Annotated in this window: 17 protein-coding genes and 13 pseudogenes; 12 read left to right on the forward strand and 18 right to left on the reverse strand. The window is 73.0% G+C overall.

What is annotated here, in order from left to right; translation table 11 throughout:
- Nucleotides 1-397: 397 nt before the first annotated feature.
- The 3 genes and pseudogenes from RBJ77_RS19665 to RBJ77_RS19675 all read right to left on the reverse strand — a co-directional run bounded on the left by RBJ77_RS19665 (nt 398) and on the right by RBJ77_RS19675 (nt 1700).
- Nucleotides 398-1342, reverse strand: a pseudogene (locus tag RBJ77_RS19665) (DsbA family protein).
- A complete protein-coding gene (locus RBJ77_RS19670; protein ID WP_372346327.1) occupies nt 1339-1575 on the reverse strand; it encodes a hypothetical protein in 237 nt (78 codons plus the stop codon). Before RBJ77_RS19670 ends, RBJ77_RS19665 begins: the two are co-directional and overlap by 4 nt.
- A complete protein-coding gene (locus RBJ77_RS19675) occupies nt 1509-1700 on the reverse strand; it encodes a hypothetical protein (RefSeq protein ID WP_372346220.1) in 192 nt (63 codons plus the stop codon). The genes RBJ77_RS19670 and RBJ77_RS19675 overlap by 67 nt, the downstream gene beginning before the upstream one ends.
- Nucleotides 1701-1923: 223 nt before the next feature.
- Here RBJ77_RS19675 and RBJ77_RS19680 point away from each other — a divergent pair.
- Nucleotides 1924-2410 (forward strand): annotated as a pseudogene (locus tag RBJ77_RS19680) (cupin domain-containing protein).
- Between the two features lie 16 nt (nt 2411-2426).
- On the opposite strand, the gene RBJ77_RS19685 reads toward RBJ77_RS19680, so the two are convergent.
- The 3 genes from RBJ77_RS19685 to RBJ77_RS19695 all read right to left on the reverse strand — a co-directional run bounded on the left by RBJ77_RS19685 (nt 2427) and on the right by RBJ77_RS19695 (nt 4223).
- Nucleotides 2427-3086, reverse strand: a complete 660-nt coding sequence (locus tag RBJ77_RS19685; RefSeq protein ID WP_372346221.1) for a hypothetical protein — start codon at nt 3084-3086, stop codon at nt 2427-2429.
- Nucleotides 3087-3282: 196 nt separating this feature from the next.
- Nucleotides 3283-3525: a hypothetical protein gene (locus tag RBJ77_RS19690; RefSeq protein ID WP_372346222.1), complete on the reverse strand. Its 243-nt coding sequence runs from the start codon at nt 3523-3525 to the stop codon at nt 3283-3285.
- Nucleotides 3492-4223 carry an MFS transporter gene (locus RBJ77_RS19695; protein WP_372346328.1) on the reverse strand — a complete coding sequence of 244 codons (732 nt, stop codon included), beginning with the start codon at nt 4221-4223 and terminating at the stop codon, nt 3492-3494. The genes RBJ77_RS19690 and RBJ77_RS19695 overlap by 34 nt, the downstream gene beginning before the upstream one ends.
- A gap of 432 nt (nt 4224-4655) precedes the next feature.
- On the opposite strand from RBJ77_RS19695, the gene RBJ77_RS19700 reads away from it, so the two are divergent.
- Nucleotides 4656-5099 carry a winged helix-turn-helix transcriptional regulator gene (locus RBJ77_RS19700; protein ID WP_372346223.1) on the forward strand — a complete coding sequence of 148 codons (444 nt, stop codon included), beginning with the start codon at nt 4656-4658 and terminating at the stop codon, nt 5097-5099.
- A gap of 138 nt (nt 5100-5237) precedes the next feature.
- Nucleotides 5238-6138 (forward strand): annotated as a pseudogene (locus RBJ77_RS19705) (NADP-dependent oxidoreductase).
- A gap of 24 nt (nt 6139-6162) precedes the next feature.
- On the opposite strand, the pseudogene RBJ77_RS19710 reads toward RBJ77_RS19705, so the two are convergent.
- Nucleotides 6163-7367, reverse strand: a pseudogene (locus tag RBJ77_RS19710) (MFS transporter).
- Between the two features lie 54 nt (nt 7368-7421).
- On the opposite strand from RBJ77_RS19710, the pseudogene RBJ77_RS19715 reads away from it, so the two are divergent.
- Both RBJ77_RS19715 and RBJ77_RS19720 read left to right on the forward strand, forming a co-directional pair.
- A pseudogene (locus tag RBJ77_RS19715) lies at nt 7422-7658 on the forward strand (cupin domain-containing protein); the annotation flags it as partial.
- 4 nt (nt 7659-7662) lie between these two features.
- On the forward strand, nt 7663-8175 hold the full coding sequence (locus RBJ77_RS19720) for a helix-turn-helix transcriptional regulator (protein WP_372346329.1): 513 nt from the start codon (nt 7663-7665) through the stop codon (nt 8173-8175).
- Here RBJ77_RS19720 and RBJ77_RS19725 read toward each other — a convergent pair.
- The 7 genes and pseudogenes from RBJ77_RS19725 to RBJ77_RS19755 all read right to left on the reverse strand — a co-directional run.
- Nucleotides 8172-8270: pseudogene (locus RBJ77_RS19725) on the reverse strand (SGNH/GDSL hydrolase family protein); the annotation flags it as partial. The gene RBJ77_RS19720 and the pseudogene RBJ77_RS19725 sit on opposite strands and share 4 nt — an antisense overlap.
- 224 nt (nt 8271-8494) lie before the next feature.
- Nucleotides 8495-8992 (reverse strand): annotated as a pseudogene (locus tag RBJ77_RS19730) (GDSL-type esterase/lipase family protein); the annotation flags it as partial.
- A complete protein-coding gene (locus tag RBJ77_RS19735) occupies nt 8877-9410 on the reverse strand; it encodes an aldehyde dehydrogenase family protein (protein ID WP_372346224.1) in 534 nt (177 codons plus the stop codon). The gene RBJ77_RS19735 and the pseudogene RBJ77_RS19730, both read right to left, overlap by 116 nt.
- A 115-nt stretch (nt 9411-9525) precedes the next feature.
- Nucleotides 9526-9819, reverse strand: a pseudogene (locus RBJ77_RS19740) (aldehyde dehydrogenase family protein); the annotation flags it as partial.
- Complete coding sequence (locus RBJ77_RS19745) at nt 9780-10139, reverse strand: aldehyde dehydrogenase family protein (protein WP_372346225.1); 360 nt, start codon at nt 10137-10139, stop codon at nt 9780-9782. The gene RBJ77_RS19745 and the pseudogene RBJ77_RS19740, both read right to left, overlap by 40 nt.
- 358 nt (nt 10140-10497) lie before the next feature.
- Nucleotides 10498-11512 (reverse strand): annotated as a pseudogene (locus tag RBJ77_RS19750) (NADP-dependent oxidoreductase).
- Nucleotides 11513-12154: 642 nt separating this feature from the next.
- Nucleotides 12155-12848, reverse strand: a pseudogene (locus RBJ77_RS19755) (type 1 glutamine amidotransferase domain-containing protein).
- Nucleotides 12849-13294: 446 nt separating this feature from the next.
- Here RBJ77_RS19755 and RBJ77_RS19760 point away from each other — a divergent pair.
- The 3 genes and pseudogenes from RBJ77_RS19760 (at nt 13295) to RBJ77_RS19770 (ending at nt 15554) form a co-directional block, all read left to right on the forward strand.
- Complete coding sequence (locus RBJ77_RS19760; protein WP_372346226.1) at nt 13295-13438, forward strand: hypothetical protein; 144 nt, start codon at nt 13295-13297, stop codon at nt 13436-13438.
- Between the two features lie 856 nt (nt 13439-14294).
- Entirely contained in the window at nt 14295-14810 is a 516-nt protein-coding gene (locus tag RBJ77_RS19765) for an IclR family transcriptional regulator C-terminal domain-containing protein (protein ID WP_372346227.1), read from the forward strand.
- A 71-nt stretch (nt 14811-14881) separates the two neighbouring features.
- A pseudogene (locus RBJ77_RS19770) lies at nt 14882-15554 on the forward strand (DNA alkylation repair protein).
- A 171-nt stretch (nt 15555-15725) separates the two neighbouring features.
- Here RBJ77_RS19770 and RBJ77_RS19775 read toward each other — a convergent pair.
- The 4 genes and pseudogenes from RBJ77_RS19775 to RBJ77_RS19790 form a co-directional block, all read right to left on the reverse strand.
- Nucleotides 15726-15923: pseudogene (locus RBJ77_RS19775) on the reverse strand (fibronectin type III-like domain-contianing protein); the annotation flags it as partial.
- Nucleotides 15914-16309 (reverse strand): glycoside hydrolase family 3 C-terminal domain-containing protein, encoded by a 396-nt coding sequence (locus RBJ77_RS19780; RefSeq protein ID WP_372346228.1) that lies wholly within the window; start codon nt 16307-16309, stop codon nt 15914-15916. The gene RBJ77_RS19780 and the pseudogene RBJ77_RS19775, both read right to left, overlap by 10 nt.
- A gap of 547 nt (nt 16310-16856) precedes the next feature.
- A pseudogene (locus RBJ77_RS19785) lies at nt 16857-17321 on the reverse strand (glycoside hydrolase family 3 N-terminal domain-containing protein); the annotation flags it as partial.
- A 5-nt stretch (nt 17322-17326) separates the two neighbouring features.
- On the reverse strand, nt 17327-17620 hold the full coding sequence (locus tag RBJ77_RS19790; RefSeq protein ID WP_372346330.1) for a glycoside hydrolase family 3 N-terminal domain-containing protein: 294 nt from the start codon (nt 17618-17620) through the stop codon (nt 17327-17329).
- Nucleotides 17621-17961: 341 nt separating this feature from the next.
- Here RBJ77_RS19790 and RBJ77_RS19795 point away from each other — a divergent pair, with 341 nt between their 5' ends.
- The 4 genes from RBJ77_RS19795 to RBJ77_RS19810 all read left to right on the forward strand — a co-directional run bounded on the left by RBJ77_RS19795 (nt 17962) and on the right by RBJ77_RS19810 (nt 21005).
- Nucleotides 17962-18105, forward strand: a complete 144-nt coding sequence (locus tag RBJ77_RS19795) for a hypothetical protein (RefSeq protein WP_372346229.1) — start codon at nt 17962-17964, stop codon at nt 18103-18105.
- The gene (locus RBJ77_RS19800; RefSeq protein WP_372346230.1) at nt 18102-18605 is read left to right on the forward strand and encodes an endonuclease/exonuclease/phosphatase family protein; all 504 of its coding nucleotides are present in this window, start codon (nt 18102-18104) and stop codon (nt 18603-18605) included. Before RBJ77_RS19795 ends, RBJ77_RS19800 begins: the two co-directional genes overlap by 4 nt.
- 1396 nt (nt 18606-20001) lie before the next feature.
- The gene (locus tag RBJ77_RS19805; RefSeq protein WP_372346231.1) at nt 20002-20232 is read left to right on the forward strand and encodes a hypothetical protein; all 231 of its coding nucleotides are present in this window, start codon (nt 20002-20004) and stop codon (nt 20230-20232) included.
- A 446-nt stretch (nt 20233-20678) separates the two neighbouring features.
- Nucleotides 20679-21005, forward strand: coding sequence for a flavodoxin (locus RBJ77_RS19810; RefSeq protein ID WP_372346232.1), 327 nt, complete (start codon nt 20679-20681; stop codon nt 21003-21005).
- The last annotated feature ends 133 nt before the right edge of the window (nt 21006-21138 follow it).

Here is a 21138-nt window from a genome sequence, read left to right on the forward strand (position 1 = left end):
TCCGCGCGGGCGGCGGTCACGAGGCAGGGCGAGGGGCGGCTCGTCCCCTCGACCACACCTGGGCTGCGCCTCAACAGGCGTACGCGGCACGGGTGTTCGGGCGCGACGCCGTCGGGCGCGGGGCAGGGGAAGGCACGGGGGCGAGCCGGGAGACGGGCGGCGCGGCGGAGCGAGCGCGCTCGACGGAAGGGCGCGTCAGGGGCGCGCGGAACCGTGGGATCGGCAGGTCAGCGACAGAGGGCGCTACAGGTGCGCCGCAGATCCACGTAGCGGCACACCACACCGGGGTGCGTCGTGAGCATGTCCCACATCCTGGGGTCGTCCGACTGTCCGTGTCAATGGACACCTAGGGGTGTCTCATTCGGCGGACGGTCTTCCGTCGCTGGTCAACGGCCTTTCAGTGGGCGGCCGATGCTCCCTGGCCGGCTTCACCGATGGCGGATCCGCCCGGCGCGGGACAGACGCGGGCCTCCTCCGCGCACCGCCACAGCGGGCCTCCCGCGGTGTCCACCCGTACGGCGCCGGGCGGCGGCCAGGGGCCGGCGGCGAGCACCTGCCGCTCGGGCTCCGAGAGGCTGCGGTGGTGCCGCAGCGCCTGCGCCGCCGGCAGTGCGGCCGGGCCCGTCCGCAGCAGTCCCGGGCAGAGTTCCTCGACCGCGCCCGCGTACTCCTCGTAGGGCCGCCAGCCTGGGACGATCCGGCGCGCGGCGGCCGTGCGGAGCAGCAACGTCGGCAGCGCGTAACGGAGTTGACCGTCGTGGGTCTCCTTGGCCGTGCCCGGGTGCGGTGATCCGCTGTCGACGCGACGGGCCTCGGGCAGCGGGTCGCGCGCCTCGGCACGGTCGCCCCGCACCCGCTCGCGCACGGCGTCCGAGGCCGCGTCGCGGCGCAGCCGATCGCCGTCCAGGTCCGGCACTCCGCGGGCGGCGAGGAGGGCCGCGTCCATGGTGTCGGCGGGCTCACCCCGGACGAACACGGTCTCGCGCAGCCGCCGCAGCACCCGGTCGGCGATCCGACTCCCTTGCGCCTCGGCCGCCTTGGCGACGAGCGAGGCGGAGCCAGGAGCTCGCCGCGACCCGGCTCAGCGGCACCGCCCGCGGGGCCTTCGTGTGCCCGCAGATCCCCTCGACGTACCGGGCGTACCAGGCGGTCTCCGCGGCCGGGTCGGGCGGCGGGTCGTCGCCGTCGTCGAAGAGGATGCAGTAGGCCCGGCGCCAGCGGACCCGCCCGTCCAGGGCGGCCCGAGCTGCCGGAAGACGGGCTCCGAACCCCAGGCCCAGGGGCACAACGGGTCGGTGTACTCGACGACTTCGAGCTGCACCGCACCGCCCTCGCGCGTCACGCGGCTCCCTTCGCGGCCGGCACCGCGTCCGCCGCGGGCAGCAGCGAGGCCAGCGTCACGCCGCCGAGTACCGCCGCCGCGTCGGCTTCTGATCCGGCGCCACACGTCCGGCAGTCCGGTCGCGGCGCCCGGATACGCCAACCCGCCGACGGGCTCTCCCCGCAGGTCAGCAGGTCCCCGTCGATGGCACGGCTGACGTCGAGCAGGGTGATCTCGTCGGCGCTGCCGCCCAGCCAGTACCCGCCTTCGCAGCCGCGCGCTGGCTGCGCACCAGGCCCGCCCGGCGCAACTCGCCCACCACCGACTTCAGGAAGCGGAACGGAATCCCCTGCGAGGAGGCGATGGCCTCACAGGTCAACGGGCGGTCCGGGCGCGTGCGAGCTCCAGCAGGGCGCGCGCGGCGTAGTCCGCCTTCGCGGAGAGATGCATGCGCCCATCATGCCCGAACACCCGCGCGCGGCAAGGCTCTTCATGACCGGTCACTGCTGTGTTGCGGGAAGATTGCCGCAGGTGGGAACCAATGGACACCTCTTGACATCCTTTTCCGGGCGGCTCTAGCGTCCCGACCATAGAGCGACCCGCTGACCACTCCTGGCGAGGGCTTCCACCCGCACCTCCCCGACGCCCCGTCCACCCCTCCGCTGCGCAGCAGGCTGCACCACGTCCGCGCGGACTCCTGGACGGCGACACCGCGCAGACCGGCGGCATGCGGCGCTTCGCCGCCGTCAGCGGGCGGACGGTGGGCTCGGAGAAGCTGTGGATGGGCCAGACCCACGTCGCCCCGTCGACGTCCTCGTCGGACCACCACCACGGCGAGTCCGAGACCGCCATCTACGTGGTCAGCGGGCACCCGGAGTTCGTGTTCGTCGACGACTCGGGCGACGGCACCGACGAGGTCCGGCTGCGCACCTCCCCGGCGACTACATCTTCGTACCGCCCTACGTCCCGCACCGCGAGGAGAACCCGGACCCGGCCGAGGAGGCCGTGGTCGTCATCGCCCGCAGCACGCAGGAGGCGATCGTGGTGAACCTGCCGAAGCTGTACGCGCTCGGAGGCGGAGCCGACTAGGTCATCGTCCTTCAGATCATCGGATCGCCGGCCCGAGGTGTCGTCTAGCTGCAGTCCGACATGAACCGGCCTTCGAGGTGGTCGGAGCTGAGGAAGATGAAGCCACTCCCGTAGCCGAAGTTGAGGAAGAACGGGTCTGACTCCGCCTCGCCCCGGTCTGCGCGAACTGGCAGAGGAACAGCCAAGACGAGTCGATGCCGACGGCTCGGCCGTTCGGGTAGTGGGCCTCACCTCCTAGGAAGTCCGTGGGTTGCTCCTCGTCAAGGGATTCGACCTCTGGCCCCTCGCTTCGCAGCCATCGCGACCAGGCGGCGGCATGGTTCGCCGCCTTGTCGAGCTCCGGTGGCATCGGCATCAGGTCTATCAGCCATTCAACGGGAACCTCTGTCTCGTCCGGACCCCAACGCCACAGGGTTCGCCCCTGGGTGCTGGGGGAGCCGATCGACGCGAAGGACGGTATCCGCCCACCCGGCTGGACCAGGACAACGGCCTCGCCGTCCTCCACTGCGTCGCCGCCCATGTCCAGGCCCTCCTCGTGCAAAAAGAGGTAGGCGAGACGTACCTCGTTCCCTGGCACCCGGAACTGGCCGACGAACACGAGCGGCTCACGCGTACGCGGATGCACCGGCCACGCCGGACCGTCCAGCCAGACCGGCTGCCCGCCGAACTTCGACACCGGGACCGTGACCGGCTTGGGCGCAGCCCGAAGGACATCTGCAGCCGCGGCAGAAAGGCCGCATCGTAGAGCCCTCGGCCTGACGAGTCGGCTCGGAGATCATGCTGCTGACGCTACGACACCCCACCGACAGGACTCGGTTCGGGCCTGACCGCTGCCTGACCCACAACATCCGGCGAAGGCAGCCGAGATCCGCTCAGGCCGCGCCCGGCCCCACGCGCCGGGTCGTCGCCCAAAGTGCCAGGGCCGCGAGGCTGAAGGACGTGCCGAGTGCCGTGACAGCCGGCCAGCCGGCGGCCGCGTAGGCGAGGGAGGAGCCGAGGGCGCCGAGGCTGCTGCCGGCCGAGTAGAAGACCATGTAGCCGCCGATGATCCTGCTGCCCGCGTCGGGGCGGACCGAGTGGATCAGGGTCTGGTTGGTGACGTGGACGGCCTGCACGGCGAAGTCCAGCAGGACGGCGCCGATCGCGAGCGCCACAGCGACCGCCCGGTCAGGCCGATCGGGAGCCAGGACAGGGCCAGTACGGCGAGGCCGACGCCCGTGGTGCGCCGGGCGAGGCCCCGGTCGTTCCAGCGTCCGGCCACGGTGGCGGCGACGGCCCCGGCCGCCCCGGCGAGCCCGAACGCGCCGATCGCCGTGCGCGACAGCGACCACGGCGGTCCGCTGAGCGGCTGCGCCATGCCGCTCCACAGCGTGCTGAACGCGGCGAACACCAGCAGGGCGAGCGTGCCCCGGACCCGTAGCAGCGGCTGGCGGGCGAACAGGGTGACGGTCGAGGCCACGAGCCGCCCGTACGACATCTCGCGCGCGTCGACGGCCGGGGCGCCCGCGGGCAGGGCCCGGCGCACCAGCACGGTGAGGACGAGGATCACGCCCGCGGCCACGAGGTAGACCGCACGCCAGCCGGCGAGGTCGGCGAGGGCTCCGGCGGCGGCGCGGGCGAGCAGGATCCCGGTGACGATGCCGCCGGTGACCGTGCCGACGGCGCGGCCCCGCCGGGCGGGCGGGGTCAGGGCGGCCGCCGCCGCGACCATCGTCTGGGCGACGACGGCGAGCAGCCCGACCGCGGCGAGCGCGGCGAGCAGCGCGACGGCGCCCGGCGCGAGTCCGGCGGCCAGCAGGGCGACGGCGAGCAGTGCGAGCTGGCCGGTGACCCGCGGCGTCGGCGGTCGAGCAGGTCACCGAGCGGGACGAGGCCAACAGGCCGTGATGGCGTAGCCGAGTTGGGTCACGGTCACGATCGCTCCGAGCCATCCCGCGCCGAGCGCGAGACCGTTCGCCGAGGGTCACCAGGAGGGGCTGGGAGAAGTAGACGGTGGCGACCGAGCTGCCGCAGGCGAGGGCGAGTCAGGTACGAGCCGGGCGGATGGCGATCCGTCCGGCACGGTCGCCTCCTCTGCGCGCGCTCCGCTCCCGTCGCATGCGCCGACCGGTTCCGAGCACTGGACCGCCATGTCGCCCCGCCTTCCATTTGGTTGCATCTTGCTACCGGAGTGACCGTAGTCGGACGGGGTAGCATGTTGCAACCACTCCGAAGGGTCCGGGGGCTGGAGAACGAGGAGTCGCGGATGGTCGCCCGCACACGATTCGATGCCGACCCGTGCCCCGTCGCCCGGTCGGTGAACGCCATCGGCGACTGGTGGTCGCTGCTGATCGTGCGGGACGCCTTCGACGGCAGCCGCCGGTTCGGCGAGTTCCACCGCAGCCTCGGCATCGCGAAGAACATCCTGGTCACGCGGCTGCGTTCGCTGGAGGACGCCGGTGTGCTGCAGAGCGTGCCCGCCCCGGACGGCGGCTCCCACCGCGAGTACCGCCTCACGGACAAGGGCCGCGCCCTGTTCCCGGTGATCGTCGCGCTGCGCCAGTGGGGCGAGGCGGAGTGCTTCACCCCGGCGAGGAGCACTCCCGCCTCCTCGACCAGCAGGACCGGCCGACCGCTGCACCGGCTGGAGATCCGGGCGGCGGACGGCCGGCCGGTGGAACCGGAGGACACGGTCGTCGAGAAGGTGTGAGCGTCCGGGGCCGCCGGCCTGCCCGCGGCCGGAGCGACGCTCCGGCGTCGGCGATCTAGAGTGCCTGCGAGGGGCGGACCGTCGGGCGGTGTCGCCCGCGGCACCGCGTGGACCTCGGGTCCGGAACCGGAGCGAACGATGAAGGCAGCGCAGTTCAGCAGGTTCGGCGGCCCCGAGGTGCTGGAGATCGTGGAGCTTCCCGAACCGCACCCGGGGCCGGGTCAGGTACGGATCGCGGTGCGCGCCGCCGGTGTCAACGCCAGCGACTGGAAGAAGCGCCGGGGCCTGATGGACCAGGAGCTTCCGCAGACCCTGGGCCACGAGGCGGCGGGCGTCGTCGACGCGCTCGGCGACGGCGTGTCGGACGTCTGCGTCGGCGACCGCGTCGTCGGGCTCTCCGGCGCGGGCGCGGCCCAGGCCGAGTCCGCGGTGCTCGACCACTACGTACGCGTGCCGCCCTCGCTCGACTTCGCCGCGGCGGCGGCCCTGCCCACCGCCCTGAGACGGCCGCGCGCGCCCTCGACCAGCTCGGCGCCGAAGCCGGCCGCACGCTGCTGGTCAACGGCGCCTCTCCGGCACCATCGGCAGCGCCGCCGTCCAGCTGGCCGTGGCACGCGGGAGTGCGGGTGATCGGCACGGCCGGACCGGCCAACCAGGACCACCTGCGCTCCTCGGAGCCGAACCCGTCACCTACGGCGAGGGCATGGCCGGCCGGGTCCGCGTGCTGGCTCCCGACGGCGTCGACCTGGCCCTCGACGTCGCGGGCAGCGGGTGCTGCCCGAGCTCATCGGGCTCGCGGGCTCCCCGGGAACGTCCTCACGGTCGCCGATGTCGCCGGAGCTCAGGAGCACGGCGTCCGGTTCAGCTCGCGGCGACACCGGCCGCGCCCTGTACGTCCTCGACGAGATCGGCCCACTGGTCGAGGCCGGGCGCCTCACCGTTCCGCCGTGCGGACGTTCCGCTCGCCCACATCGCCGCGGCGCACCGCGCGGGCGAGGAAGGGCGTACGCGCGGCGTGCTCGTGCTCGTCGTCGGCTGAGCCGGCGGTCGGGTCCCGGCCGCATCAGGTTCCCGACAGCGCCGTGTCGGCGTCGCCCTGCCGCGCCGGCGCCGTGAACTGCGCCTCGCGGACGGCGGGTTCGGGCAGCGTGCGGAAGAGCAGCCAGCTCAGTGCCGGCATGGCGATCAACGGGGCGAGCGCCGTCCGCAGGGAGAGTCGCGTCGGCGAGTCGGCCGATGACCGGGCTCACTCAGACCGCCGATGCTGACGGTCAGTCCGAGGGTGACGCCGCTGGCGGTGCCGACCCGGAGGGCAAGTAGTCCTGCCCGAGGGTGACTTGGAGCGAGAACGGCACGTACAGGCCTGCGGAGGTGAGGGCCACGAAGACGAACAGCGCCGGGCCCGGCACGTAGACCACTCCGGCCACGGCGACGATCGACGTCAGGTAGGACCAGCGCGAGACCCGGACCCGGTCGTAGCGACCCGCCAGTGAGCCGCCGAGCACCGAGCCCACGGCACCGCCCAGGAACAGCACGAACAGGGCCGCCGTGCCCGCGGCGGCGCTCCCGCCGAGCCGCTCCTGGGCGTACAGCGAGATGAAGGTGCTCAGCCCGATGAAGACGACCGAGCGGAACACCACGGCCAGCGAAAGGCGCACGAACGAGGCCACGTCGTCCGCGCCCCGCGCCGCCGCCGTGGACGGACCGGTCCCCCGGCCGCCGCCCAGCATCCGCAGCACCGGCACGCACAGCGCGGTCCCGGCGAGAGCGGGCAGCAGCTGCACCGGCGTCCAGTGCAGCGAGCCGTGGCCGATCGCGGTGGCGACCGATGAGCGGCGCGAGCGCGTAGCCGATGTTGCCGCCAGCAGAGAACCAGCCCATGGCGCTGTGACTGCCCCGGCTGGCGAGCGCCGCGCCACCCGCGCGGACTCGGGGTGATAGGCGGCGACCCCGATCCCGGAGACCGCCACGAACGTCAGGGTCAGTCCGTACGAGCCGCCGAGCCCGCTCAGCGCGATGCCCACCGCCGAGGAGCGTGCTCACCGGCAGCAGCCACGGCATCGCTCCACCGGTCGGTGAGCGCGCCGAACACGGGTTGCGCCACCGACGACAGCAGCGAAGCGGCGAGCACGATGCCGGACGCGACGGCATAGCTGTAGTCGCGCTCCGCCACAGAAGAACGGGATCAGCGCCGCGACGGCGCCCTGGTAGACGATCCACGCAGGCATGGCCCACGGCCAACACAAAGATCGATGCATTCCTTCGCACGCCTCCATGCTGGCGGGATCCCGTCGCGTCGCGCTTTCGATAGATTGCCAACCAATGCAGAACATCCGCCACACTCCCGTCGCGCCCACCCGCACCCAACGCCTCACGTCGGGCGGCGAGATCGACGCGCACCGCCACGACGACCACCAGATCGTCTATGCCAGTCACGGCATCATCGCGATCACCACCGACGCGGGTTCCTGGGTCGCGCCCGCCACCCGCGCGCTCTGGATCCCGGCCGGCACGGTCCACCGGCACCAGGCGCACGGCGAGCTCGACCTCCATCTTCGTGGGCCTGCCCACCACGCAGAACCCGCTCGCTCGACGCGCCGACGGTCCTCTCCGTCAGCCCCCTGCGCTGCGCGAGCTGATCGTCGCCTACACCCGACCCCGGACGACGAGAGCTCCGCAACGCCGGCGGCTGCGCGCGGTCCTGCTCGACCAGTTGCGGATCTCTCCCCAGCAGCCGCTCCACCTGCCCACGCCGAGCACGCCGCTGCTGCGGGAGCTGCACGCCATCCTGCGGGCGGACCCGGCGGACAACCGGCCGCTGGACGAGCTGGGCCGGCAGATCGGGGCCGGCGCACGCACCCTCTCCCGGCACCTGCGGAGCGAGCTCGGCCTCACCTACCCCCAGTGGCGCACCCAGATCAGGCTCCACCACGCGCTGATCCTGCTGGCCGACCACACGCCCGTCACCGCGGTCGCCCATCAGTGCGGCTGGTCGTCCGCCAGCACGTTCATCGACGTCTTCCGCCGCACCTTCGGACACACTCCGGGCGCCCGGCCACCCACACCGTCCGACTAGACCTGGACCAGGGCGAGTTCCGGGCGCTTCGCGGAGCGTCCGTCGCCGGACGACCGGCCCCGCAGCCGCCTGACGAGCCACGGGCCGAGGAAGCTCCCTGGCCCAGCGGAGCTCGACCAGTCCGCCCCAGGGCAGGCCGGGCAGGGACGGTGCGGGGGCGTGACGGGCCTGGCCCAGGTGTCGTCGCTGCCCGGCACTCCGAGGGTGTACGCCATGGCGGCGGCGATGCGTGCGTGTCCCAGTGGGCTGGCGTGCAGCCGGTCTCGCTCCACAGCCGCGGGTCGGTCGCCACGGCGTGGTGGTTCATCTCGGCGACGGTCACGCCGTGCCGCCCGGCCGCCTCACGGATCCGCGCGTTCAGCAGGGTGATGCGTCCGCCGAGCGGCCGGGCGAGCGGCATGATGCGGGTGACGCGAAAGGTGAGCGTGATGACGTGGTGCCCGCGGCGGTGAGCGCGGCGAACATCGCCTCCAGCTCTCCGGCCACCTCGTCCGCGTCGAACCGCGGCCGCAGCAGATCGTTGACCCCTGGCCACCACGCTCGCCAGGTCCGGCTTCAACGCCAGGGCGGGCGCGAGCTGTTCGGCCCGCACCTGCCCTGCGAGACGGCCCCGCACCGCGAGGCTGGCGTACTGCAGGCCGGGTTCTGCCGCCAGCCGCTCCGCGAACCGGTCCGCCCAGCCGCGCAGACCGGTCGCGTCGTCACTCGTCGCCCACCCCTCGGTCTGACTGTCGCCGAGGGCCACGTAACGCGAGAAGTTGGTCTGCGGACCGGACATCGGACTCCACCCCTGAAGTGACACGGATCCCGTCACCATACTCAACCAGCTGAGCAATCACGCTCGGCGAGCGTCCACTCTCTCGACCGGCCCGGCCGGCTCGGCAGCAGTCAGCCAGCGGTACGTCGAGGCGGGCGCGCCGGTGGCTGAACGCGGCGATCGAGTGGGGCCGTGGTAGCTGCCGAGTGCCGGACTCGCCGACGCCGCCGAAGGGCAGGTCGGGCACGCGCAGATGGGCCATCGGCAGGCCGAACCGAGGCCGCCGGACGAGGTCCGGCGGCGAGCCGGCCGCGGGTGGCTCCCTGTTCTCGGTGAAGCCGTACAGGGCGAGGGGCTTGTCGCGGTCGTTGATGAAGGCGATGGCCTCGTCCAGGCCGTCCACCTCGACGATCGGCAGCACGGGGCCGAAGATCTCCTCCCGCATGACCGCGTCGTCGCCCCGCACGCCGGTCAGCACGGTCGGCGCGATGCAGCACGTCGTCGCGGTCGGTGCGACCGCCGAACGCGAGGGTGCCGGAGTCGAGGAGGGCGGCGATCCGGTCGAAGTGGCGCCGGTTGACGATGCGCCCGTACGCGTCGGAGGTCTGCGGGTCGTCGCCGAACATGCGGCGCACCGCTTCGGCGAGGGCGACTTCCAGGCCGCGGGCGGTGGCCGGGTCGGTGAGGACGTAGTCGGGCGCCACGCAGGTCTGGCCCGCGTTGCGGAACTTGGCCTCGGCGAGGCGGGTGGCGACGACCGAGAGGTCCGTGTCGCGGTCGACGAACACCGGTGACTTGCCGCCGAGTTCGAGGGCGACCGGGGTCAGGTGCTCGGCGGCGGCACGCATCACGATGCGGCCGACGGTGCCGCTGCCGGTGTAGAAGATGTGGTCGGGGTGCGCTGCGCGAGCAGTTCGGTGGTCTCCGGCACTCCGCTCCTCGACGACGGCGACCGCCCGGGATCCAGGTATCGGGGCACCAGCCGGGCCATCAACGCGGAGGTGGCGGGGGCGAGTTCGCTCGGCTTGAGGATGACCGTGTTGCCGGCGGCGAGTGCTCCGGCGACCGGGACGAGCGACAGCTGGACCGGATAGTTCCAGGGCGCGACGACCAGGACGGTGCCCAGCGGCTCGTAGTGCGTTCCGGCGGTCGTGCCGTCCGGGAGTCCGGCGAGGACTCGGCGGCCAGCGGCTCGGGGGCCAGCCACTCCTCCAGGTGGGCGAGCGTGTGGTCGATCTCGCGGACCGGCAGGTCGATCTCGGCGGCGTTCGCCTCGAAGCGCGGCTTGCGCAGGTCGGCGTACAGGGCGTCGGCGAAGGCGTCCCGGTTCTCGGTGAACAGGCCCGCAGTGCGGTGAGTTGGGCCCTGCGCCAGGCGATCGGCCGGGTCCGGCCGGACCGGAAGACGGCTCGCAGCGATGCGACGAGGGCGGCGGTGCCGGTCCCGGTGGCGCTGGTGGCGGTACCGGTGTCAGTGGTGTCAGTCATGGGGGTGGTGGAGCTCCGTTCAGATGCCTCGTGCGGGTCTGACCCGAAGGCGGTCAGGCCCGACCCGGGGAAGGCAGGTCAGGCCCGGGGAAGGCGGACGAGCATCTTGCCGGTGTTGGCGCCGCGCATCATCGAACCGAACGCGTCGACCGCGTTCTCGATGCCGTCGACGACGGTCTCGTCCGCGACGAGCGAGCCGTCCGCGAGCCAGCGCCGCCCGCCTGCGCCGGGCGTAGCGTCCGGGACGAGGTGGAAGTGGTCGCTCACGTTCATGCCGCGCAGGTTGATGCGCTTGCCGATGGCGAGCGGGAGGTGCGGCGGGCCCGCGGGCAGTTCGGTGGCGTTGTATCCGGAGATGGCGCCGACCATGGCGATCCGCCCGCGCAGGTTCATGACCCGCAGCGCGGCGTCGAGGTGGTCGCCGCCGACGTTGTCGAGGTAGACGTCGATGCCGTCGGGCGCCGCCTCGGCGAGCTGCCCGCGATGTCGCCCTCGCGGTAGTCCAGCGCCACGTCGAAGCCGAAGTCCTCGGTGCGCCGCTTGGCCTTGGCGGGACCGCCGGCCGAGCCGATGACCTTGGCCGCGCCGAGCTTGCGGGCGAGCTGCCCGGCGATCGGAGCCGACCGCGCCCGCGGCGCCGGAGACGAAGACGACGTCGCCCTCCTCGACCGGGGCCACTTCCTGAGACTGGCCCACGCGGTCAGTCCGGTCGTACCGAGCACTCGCAGGCTCCGGGCGGGAGCGAGTTCGGTGTCGACGAGCTGGGCCTGGGCGGCGTCGAGGAGCGCGTACTCGCGCCAGCCGAGGAAGTGGGTGACGGTCGCGCCGACCGGGACACCCGCGTCCTGCGAAGCGACGACGGTGCCGACGGCGGAGCCCGTCATGGCCTCGCCCAGTTCGAACTGCGCGATGTACGACTCGCCTTCGTTCATCCGCCCGCGCATGTACGGGTCGACGGACATGTAGTCGTTGCGGACGACGATCTGGCCAGGACCCGGGTCGGGCACGGTGACGGTCTCGAAGGCGAAGTCGGACTGCTGGGGCTCGCCGACGGACGGGCGACGAGGTGCCATTCACGGCTGGAGAAAGACATGACGATCCTAGTGAGGGGGTGCGAGAGTGAGGGGGTGAGAGAGGAACAGGCGACTGGTGGTGGGGGATCAGCGACCGCGGGCGCGGCCGCCGGTGCGAGGGGCACGCCCAGCACCGCCGCCACGAGCGCGTCCGACGCCAGGGGCAGCAGCCTGCGGGCGTCCTGTGTGTTCCAGACCCATGACCTGGGCGATGCACAGGGTGGCCGCGTCGGCCGGTTCGATCCCGGCGACGGTGCCCTGCCTCGGCGAACAGGCCGGTGAGCAGGGCGTGCAGATCGGTGGTGAAGGCGGTGCAGATCCCGCCGAACAGCCGGGTCTTGTCGTCGAGGAGTTCGGCGGTGTGCGGAGTCCCCGGACAGTTCGAGGACGAGGTCGAGCTTGGCGGCGAGCACGCCGCGCACCCGGTCCGGTACGTCGCGCCGGTGTCGGCGGCGGCCCGGCGGGCCGCTCGAGGCCGCTCGTGCAGGCGCCCGGCGAGCCGCCGGAAGGCGTCGTCCTTGCTGCGGACGTACTGGTAGACCGCGGACCGACACCCCATGGCGGTGGCGATGTCGTCCATCGTGGTGCGCCGTACGCCGTACCTGGTCAGGCAGTCGTACGTCGCGTCGAGGACCTCGTCGAGCCGGTCGGTGCCCATCGGGTCAGACCAGCTTCTTGAGCAGTTCGTCGGCGAGCGGGGCGGCGGAGGCCGGGTTCTCGCCGGTGACCAGGTTGCGGTCGACGACCACCTTCGGCGCCCACGCCTCGCCGGCCCGGACGCGCACTCCGGCCTCGGTGAGACGGTCCTGGAGCAGCCACTTGGCCTTGTCGGCGAAGCCGCCCTGGGTCTCCTCCTCGTTGGTGAACGCGGCCACGTCGTAGCCCTTGAAGGAGTTGGTGCCGTCCGCCTTGGTCGCGGCGAGCAGTGCGGCGGGACCGTGGCAGACGACGGCGAGGGGCTTGCCGACTCCAGGGCGCGTCAGCACGTCACCGAGGTCGCGTCGACGGCGAGGTCCTCCATGGGGCCGTGGCCGCCGGGGTAGAAGACGGCGGCGTAGTCGTCGAGGTTCACGTCGTCCAGGCTGATCGGGGACTGCAGCTCGGCGAACGCGGCGAGGTCGGCGGCCATCCGGTCGGCGCCCTCCGCCCGCCGTTGAACTCGCCCAGCGCGACTGCTGGTCGACGGTGGGCACGACGCCACCGGGGGTGGCGACCATCGATCTCGTGACCGGCCGCCTTGAACGTGCCTGGTAGGGGGCGACGGCCTCCTCGGCCCAGGTAGCCGGTGGGGTGCTGCGCGCCGTCGGCCAGCGTCCAGTGGTCCGTGCCGGTGACGACGAAGAGGATCTTCGACATGAGGGTTCTCCGCGTGCGGGTCCCGCACGAGGCGTACGATCGGGGACGGTCCGTCGCCGCCGCTGACACGTCCGAGGCTCCGATCACTCCGCCGTACGCATTTCGTCAGTGCGGCGACGTCCTCGACCGTAGGCTACCCCATCGGAATCCAATAGGCTCGTACATGTGAGAGATAGGATTCGACGACAACGGGAATGGACCCGGGAATACCTGGCGGCCGCGCAGCCGCCGCACGGGGCCGGGCTTCCGACCTGAACCTGCTGCGCACGTTCCTCGCGGTGTACCGGGCGCGCGCTTCACCGCGGGCGCCCGGCTGCTGGCCTGTCCCAGCCGACCGCCGCTGACGCAGATCCGGTCCCTGGAGAGCCAGCTCGGCCGGGAGCCGTTCGAGCGGCAGCGCCGCGCGGCGTGGCGCCCACCCGCTCGCGCCGAGCGCCGCGCGGGTCATGGAGCCGCTGGACGCGCTCGGCTCGGTCAGCGGCTCGGGCGTGGCCTGTTCGGCGAGGGGACGCGACCCCGTCCATGTGGCGGGCCCCGCCGAGTACCTCACCCACTGCGTGCTGCCGACGGTCGCCCCGCTCGTCGAGTAGCGGGCGCGCGGCTGCGCATCACCTTCGGCCTCACCGACGATCTGCTGGAGGCCCTGCGGGCGGGACGCCACGACCTGCGGTGGCCACCTGCGCACCGCGCGTGGCGCGCGCTCGCCTCGGTGCCGCTGTCCGACGAGGAGTTCGTGCCGGTCGCCTCGCCCGCGTGGGCCGAGCGCATCGGACAGCGCCTCGCCGCGGAGGGCCCGGCCGCGCTGCACGGCGTCCCGCTCGTCTCGTACGCCGAGGACTCCGCCGATCGTCCGCCGCTACTGGCGCCACGTCTTCGGCAAGCGGCTGACCGGCACTCCCGCGGTCACCGTGCCCGATCTGCGGGCGGCTCGAGTGCCGGCCGTGGTCGGCGGCAGCGGATTCAGTGTGCTGCCGCGCTATCTGTGCGCCCCCGAGCTGGCCTCCGGCGCGCTCGTGCTGCTGACCGATCCGAGGACGCCCCGATCAACACCGGTTTCCTCGTCCAGCGGCCCGGTTCCTCGACGAATCCCCACGTAGCGCTCGTACGCGACCATCTCCTGCGGTCCGCACGCGAGGCGTGACGAACCCGCCGCGAGTACCTCGGAACTGCCTCTCCTGCCTGCGGTTTTTCCGCGATCCACGGTGTCGGGCGTGGCAGAGAGGATCCAGTCCGTCGAGCGCGCGCCGCCCAGGCCCTGCGCATGCTTGCGTCCGGGCCCCGGCTGCTGGGTCTGAACGACCTGGCCCGGGCGATGGACCTGACCGAGGACACCTCGCCGGCATCCTCGACACCTCGCCACGGCCGGCCTCGTCGAGCAGGACGCCGCCACCGGCAGGTACCGCCTCGGGGCCTCGCTCCTCGCACCTGGGCACCCGCTACCTCGACGTGAACGAACTGCGGGCCCGCTCCCTGCACAGCGCCGACACCCTGGCCGCGCGCAGCGGCGAGTCCGTCTGGATCGGCACCGCGCACGAGGGCGGGCGCTCGTCATCCACCACGTGTTCCGCCCCGACGAGAGCGCCCAGGTCCTGCGGGTGGGCGGCCATCTGCCGCTCGCACGCCTCCGGGGTGGGCAAGACGCTGCTCGCCTTCGACCACGGTCTGAGACGTCCCCGTGGACCTGCGCCGCGGTTCACCGACCGTACGCTCACCGAGTCCTCGGCCCTCGCCGCCGAGCTGTACGAGATCCGGCAACGCGGCTGGGCCGCGTCCGTCGACGAGCGGACCGAGGGGGAGAGCGCGATCGGCGCGCCGATCCGCGACGGTTCGGGGCGGGTGGTCGGCGCCGTGAGCATCGCCGGACGCACGGACCGGCTCACCGAGGCGGGACTGCCGAGAGCGGCCCTCGCGGCGCAGGTCACCGACGCGGCGCGGGACATCAGCAGCGCCCTGCTGCACTGACGCCGACGGGCCGGACTCTGTCGCCGTTGCGTCGTACGCTGAGTGCCGCACGGAACGGACAGGAGGCTCACGTGGCCGGGACGACGGTGGCCGAGGTACTGACCGAGCTGGCCGAGCTGGAGGACCCGAAGGCACGCGCGGTCAACGAGAAGCACGGTGACGATCACGGGGTGAACCTCGGCAAGTTGCGCGCCCTCGCGAAGCGGCTCAAGACCCAGCAGGAACTGGCGCAGGAACTCTGGGCGACCGACACCGCGCGCGGCTGCTGGCGCTGCTGATCTGCCGGCCCAAGGCGTTCGGACGCGACGAGCTGGACGCGCCATGGTGCGCGACGCCCGGACGCCCACAGGTCCACGACTGGCTCGTGAACTACGTCGTGAAGAAGAGCCTGCACGCCGAGGACCTGCGCGTGGCCTGGACCGCCGACCCGGATCCCGTGGTCGCGAGCGCGGGCCGGGCGCTGACCACCGAGCGCGTGGCGAAGAAGCCGCAGGGCTCGACCTCGCGGGGCTGCTCGACGTCATCGAGGCGGAGATGATGGACGCCCCGGACCGCCTCCAGTGGGCGATGAACCACTGCCTGGCGCAGATCGGCATCGACCACGCCGAGCACCGCGCCCGGGCCGTCGACATCGGCGAGCGCCTGGAAGTGCTCAAGCTGACCATCCGACTCGCCGGGCTGCACGTCGCCGTTCGCGCCCGTGTCGGGATCGCCGAGATCGTGCGCCGGCAGCAGGAGAAGTAGCGCACCGGTCCCCCGCCCGCCCGCACCGGTCCAGAGCGTCATCCACGGCCAGGACCGGCTGCGGTCGCGCGCGCGGCTGCAGGACGCGCAGCGTCGTCCGCGCCGAGCCGTCGAGCTCGTGCCCGCGTACACGTCGAACCGGCCGCGCTCCACGAGGAACGTGCCCGCCGGGTCGTTGGTCCAGAACCCCAGGTCCTCCTCGCCCAGTTCGAAGGTGACCGTGGCGGCGCGCGCCCGCTCCAGAGTGACGCGCTCGAAGCCGCGCAGCCGGCGCACCGGCTGCGCGATGCTCGCCGCGACGTCGTGGACGTAGAGCTGGACGACCTCGTCGCCCGCACGCTCACCGGTGTTGGTGACCGTCACCCGCACGGTGACCCGCTCGCCCTCGCCAGCTCACGCACGGGAGATCTCGTCCCGGCCGAGCCCGGCTCCGAGGTGGTGAACGTCGTGTAGCCGAGACCGTGACCGAACGGCAGCCGCGGCGGCCGTCCGCCAGGTCCAGGTAGGTGGAGACGTACTTCTCGTCTGTGCGCCGGGTCGAAGGGGCGGCCGGTGCTCTCGTGGTTGTAGTAGACGGATCTGGCCCACGGCACGCGGAAGGTCACCGGCAGCTTGCCGCCCGGGGCGACCGTGCCGAGCAGGACGTCCGCGACCGCGTGACCGGCCTCGATGCCGGGGTGCCAGGCCTCCAGGACGGCGGGCGCCGCGTCGAACCAGTCGCCGAGGACCAGCGGCCGGCCGTTGACCAGGACCACCACGTACGGCTTGCCGGTGGCGGCGACGGCGCGCGATGAGCTCCTCCTGGCCGCGCGGCAGGCGCGATGTCGCTGCGCACGGCCGCCTCACCACTGAGCTCGGCCTCCCGCCGACCACGATCACGGTGACGTCCGCGCTGCCTCCGGCAGGCGGCCGCCGCCTCGTCCGGGTCGGCGCCCGCGTGGCTGACCACGGCGTCCGGGGCGGCCGCGCGCACACCGTCGAGGATGCTGACGGACGGGTACTGGCGCGCGCCGGGGCCGCCCCACGTGCCGCTGCAGATCGGCGGAGTCGGCGAACGGGCCGACCACGGCGATCGACGCGGCGGTGCGGCCAGCGGGAGGGCGGCCGCCTCGTTCCTGAGCAGCACCATGCAGCGGGCAGCGGTCCCGCCGCGCGCGGCGGCGCCGCGCGGCCGCGGTCGGCTCGGTGATCTCGGCTGACTCGTCGCAGTAGGGGTCGTCGAAGAGGCCGTAGGGCGTACTTCAGGCGCAGGATGCGGGTGACCGCGTCGTCCACGCGCTCGATCGTGAGCCGGCGCGTCGAGGAGCGTCCTGCCGTGGTCGACGACGTGCGTGCTGAGACCATCTCCATGTCGAGCCCGGCACCGAGGGGCGAGCGCGCCGCGTCCGCGCCGTCCTCGGCGAAGCCGTGCGCGATCAGCTCCTGGACGCCGGTGTAGTCGCTGACCACGAAGCCGTCGAAGCCCCACTCGTCGCTGGAGGACGGTCTGCATCGTGTGGGCGTTGCCGTGCGCGGGGCACGCCGCTGACGGTGTTGAACGCGGCCATGACCGTGGCCGCACCGGCGTCGATCGCGGACTTGAACGGCGGCAGGTAGTGGTCGCGCAGCCGCTGCTCCGGACACGTCGACCGTGCTGTAGTCGCGCCCGCCCTCGGCACCTCCGTACGCCACGAAGTGCTTGGCGCAGGCGGCGATCCGGCCGTCGCGGCCGAGCTCCGTGCCGTCGGCCGGACCCTGGTAGCCCTGGACCTTGGCGACGGCGAACACCGCGTTCAGGTACGGGGTCCTCGCCGCAGCCCTCGGCGATGCGGCCAGCGCGGCTCGTGCGTGACGTCCATCATCGGGGAGAAGGTCCAGCGCACGCCGTTCGGTCCTGGTCTCCGGCGGCGGACACCTCGGCGTCGCGCCGCGACACCTCGGGGTCGAAGCTGGCGGCCTGGGCGAGCGGGATCGAACGTGGTCCAGAAGCCGTGGATGACGTCGAGGCCGAAAAGCAGCGGGATGCCGAGCCGGGACTCCTCGACGGCGATGCGCTGCAGTTCGTTCGTGCGGCGGGCGCCGTGGATGTTGAGGACACCGAGCCGAGCAGGCCGCGCGGCGCCGCCGCCTCCGTCTCGGCGGTCTGGCCGCCGCCGGGTCCGGTGTCCCCGTCCACGTCAGCCGCCGGAGCCGTCCGAGCTTCTCCTCGACCGTCATCCGGCCCAGCAGTTCCTTGATCTGTGATTCGTTCGCTCGCAGCACGTGGTGACCTCTATACCTTTGCTACCTGTTGCCGTATCGCTGTCCGCGGAGTTAGCGTTCTCGCGCACCGAGAATGTAAGCGCATTCATCGAGTACACGCAAGTGCTGGCATCAGCCCACGGGGAGGCCTCACGTAGAGGACGACGAACCGCACTGGCTCCGGGTCATGACCTTCAACCGCTCGTCGCCCGGCTCCGTCTCCCCGCCCGTGGCGGGACCGGCGCTGGCCGGGGAGTTGCTGAACCGGGCGCGCCCCCATCTGCGCCGGCACCCAGGATGTCTCGCGGCGCCGCCGCGCGACCTCGCGTGACGATCTCGGCACCGACCGGTACGGGTGGGTCGCAGGGCCGGCGACGCCGGCGACCGGGGCGCGAGTTCGCCGCGATCGGCCATTACGACCGCGAGCGCCTCGAAGCGCTGGACTCCGGCCACTTCTGGCTCTCGGACACCCCGACGTGCCCGGCCCGAGACCTGGGGCGGCTGCCGTACGCGCATGGCCACCTGCGCGGCTGCGGATCTGGGCTGCCGGCGAACTCCTCGCCGTCAACACCCACTTCGCGACCACGAGAGCGCGTACGCCAGGCGCGCGCGGCGGAGCTCCTCGCGGCGCGGCTGCGGGTCCTCGCGCCCGGTCTTCCGCGCGTGGTCACCGGCGACTTCAACGCCCCCGCGGACGACCCCGTCCATCGCGGCGCTGCTCGACGCGGCGGACCTGGTGGACACCTGGGACGTCGCCGAACGGCGCGGCGGGCTCGGCACCTTCCACGACCACCGGCCGCCGGTCCCGCGGGCGGCGAGCGCATCGACTGATCCTGGTGTCGCAAGCGGGATCGTCGTGCGGGTCCGAGGCCGCGCTGCCGACGACTTCGCCCGGGACGGCGTAGCGCCCGAGCCACCACCTGCCGGTGCGGGCGCTGGTGCGGGTGGCCGGCGACGGTCCGGACGAGGGCGAGGTGGACGGGGGGTGAGGCGCGGGGTAGGTGGATGACCCGGGCGGGACCCGTGCCCGCCCCGGCTGCCGCCCCGTTCCCCGCCGTCCCAGCCGATCCTGCGAAGGGCCGTCCCGTGTCGCCGTCCGCACGCCCCGCCACCGAGTGGCTCGCCGATGCCGTCCTCTACCAGATCTATCCGCAGAGCTTCGCCGACTCCGACGGCGACGGCATCGGCGACCCGCCGGCATCGAGTCGCGCTCGACCACCTCGCCTGGCTCGGGGTGAACACCGTCTGGCTCAATCCGTGCTTCGCCTCGCCGTTCCGCGACGCGCTACGACGTGAGCGACTACTTCTCCGTCGCTCCGCGCTACGTTTGCACCGACGCCGACCTGGTCCGGCTGGCCGAGGCGGCCCGGAGCCGCGCATCCGGGTACTGCTCGACCTGGTGGCCGGGCACACGCCGGACGAGCACCCGTGGTTCACGGCGTCCGCCGCCGACCCCGCCGACCAGCGGTACATCTGGGCGGATCCGCGGGACCCGGCGACGCTGCCCGCCGGCTTCGCATGCCGCCTCGCGCCGGGTTCCCTGACCCGGCTTCTACCTGCCGAACTCTTCGCCTCGCAGCCCGCCCCTCAACTTCGGGTTACGTCGCGCCCGGATCCGGCCGAGCCGTGGCGGCGCGCCCGCTCGACGCCGAGCCGCTCGCCAATCGGCAGGCGCTGCGCGAGGTGATGGACCACTGGCTGTCGCTCGGCCTGTCCGGGTTCCGCGTCGACATGGCTGGCGCCGCTCGTCAAGCGGCACGACCCGCCAGCGAGACCGTGCAGCATCTCGCGCGAGCTGCGGGATCTGCCTCGACACGCGGCATCCGCAGGCCGCCCTGCTGTCCGAGTGGGGTGCATCCGGCGACGTCGGTGCCGGCGGGGTTCCGCGACTTCTTCCCTCCAGTTCCTGGTCCCGCACGGGACGGATCGCCCTGCGCTCGCTGTGGACACAACTCTCGAGGGCACGGTCAACGAGCAGTGGCAGCCGCTGTCGCCGTAGCTTCGGCGCCGATCGGCCTCGGTTCCCCGCAGATCGCCTCCTCGACATCTGGCGGTCCGTCACCGACACCATCGGGGACGCGGGGTACGCCGCCGCCCACCGCCAACCACGACTTCTCCCGGCCGTTGGCCTGCGGCCGCGCACGGCGGAGCAGTTGCCCGCGGCCTCCGCCTTCCACCTGACCTGGCCGACGGTGCCGGCGATCTACTACGGCGACGAGATCGGCGCATGCGGTACGTGCCGGGCCTGCCGGACCACGAGGGCAGCTTCTGGCTCGGCCCGCGCTACAACCGGGCGGGCTCGCGCACCCCGATGCAGTGGGACGCAGCACGGAGAACGCCGGCTTCTCCACGGCGCCCGCGGAACGGCTGTACCTCTCGATCCGGACCCGGCCCGGCCGAACGTCGCCGCCAGCGGGCCGACGACGGCTCCCTGCTGCATCTGGTCCGCCGCGTCTGATCGAACTGCGCACGTCCCGGTCGGAGTTGGGCGCGCGGGCGGCCACGAGGTGCTGCACGACGGCTATCCCCTGGTGTACGCTACGCGGCGGAACCACCTCGTCGTCGTCAATCCGCGCCGCGCCGCGGCCGAGCTGGACGCCCGTCGGCGACGCCACTGCGGTCCTGGCGCGGGGCGTCGAGGTCGGTGGCGGCCGGATCAGGGCGGACGGACTCGTTACGGGATCTTCGAGATCTGATCCGAGGCCGCCGGTCCCGGTACTGGGGATGTCACGTACGGCGTGGCTGTGCAGTCCTGTGGGCACAGGCCGGTGAAAGGATCAGCGCCATGAACGTGCCGTCATCGTGTGCACCTCCGTGTCCCACGGCAACACCCGTCGGTCGCCGACGCCATGGCCCAGGTCCTGGGCGCGAAGGTCGTCCGCCCGAGGAGGCAGACCCGGCGGCGTGGCCGCCGCGGACCTCGTCGGATTCGGCTCGGGTGTGTTCTACGGCAGGCTCCACCCGCGGCTGACCGCGTTCGTCCGGGCGCTTCCCGACGGGCGGGGCCGGGCCTTCGTGTTCGCGACCAGCGGGCCGCCGGAGCTGCCGCTGATGCCGCTCGCCCGGCCGGCGGCCCGGCTCCTCGCAGGCAAGGTACGAGGTGACGGAGTCGCCCTTCTCGTGCCGGGGCTTCGACACGTGCGCGCGCCTTCAAGGTCGTCGGCGGTCTCAGCAAGGCGCCCGGGCGATGCGGACCTGGCCGCCGCGCGGGCGTTCGCCGAGCGGTTGTGAGGGAGTGCGGCGACCGTTCGGCGGAGGCCGTCCTCCCGGCCGCGTACGGTAAGTTCTGGCGCCGTAGGCTCTGCCGGGTGGAGGGGACGGACGTGGCACGACGGGCATCGGGGCACCTCGCCGGTCTCGACCG

The organism is Streptomyces sp. KL116D, from assembly GCF_030766975.1.
In the GTDB taxonomy this organism is placed as follows: Bacteria; Actinomycetota; Actinomycetes; order Streptomycetales; family Streptomycetaceae; genus Streptomyces; species Streptomyces longispororuber_A.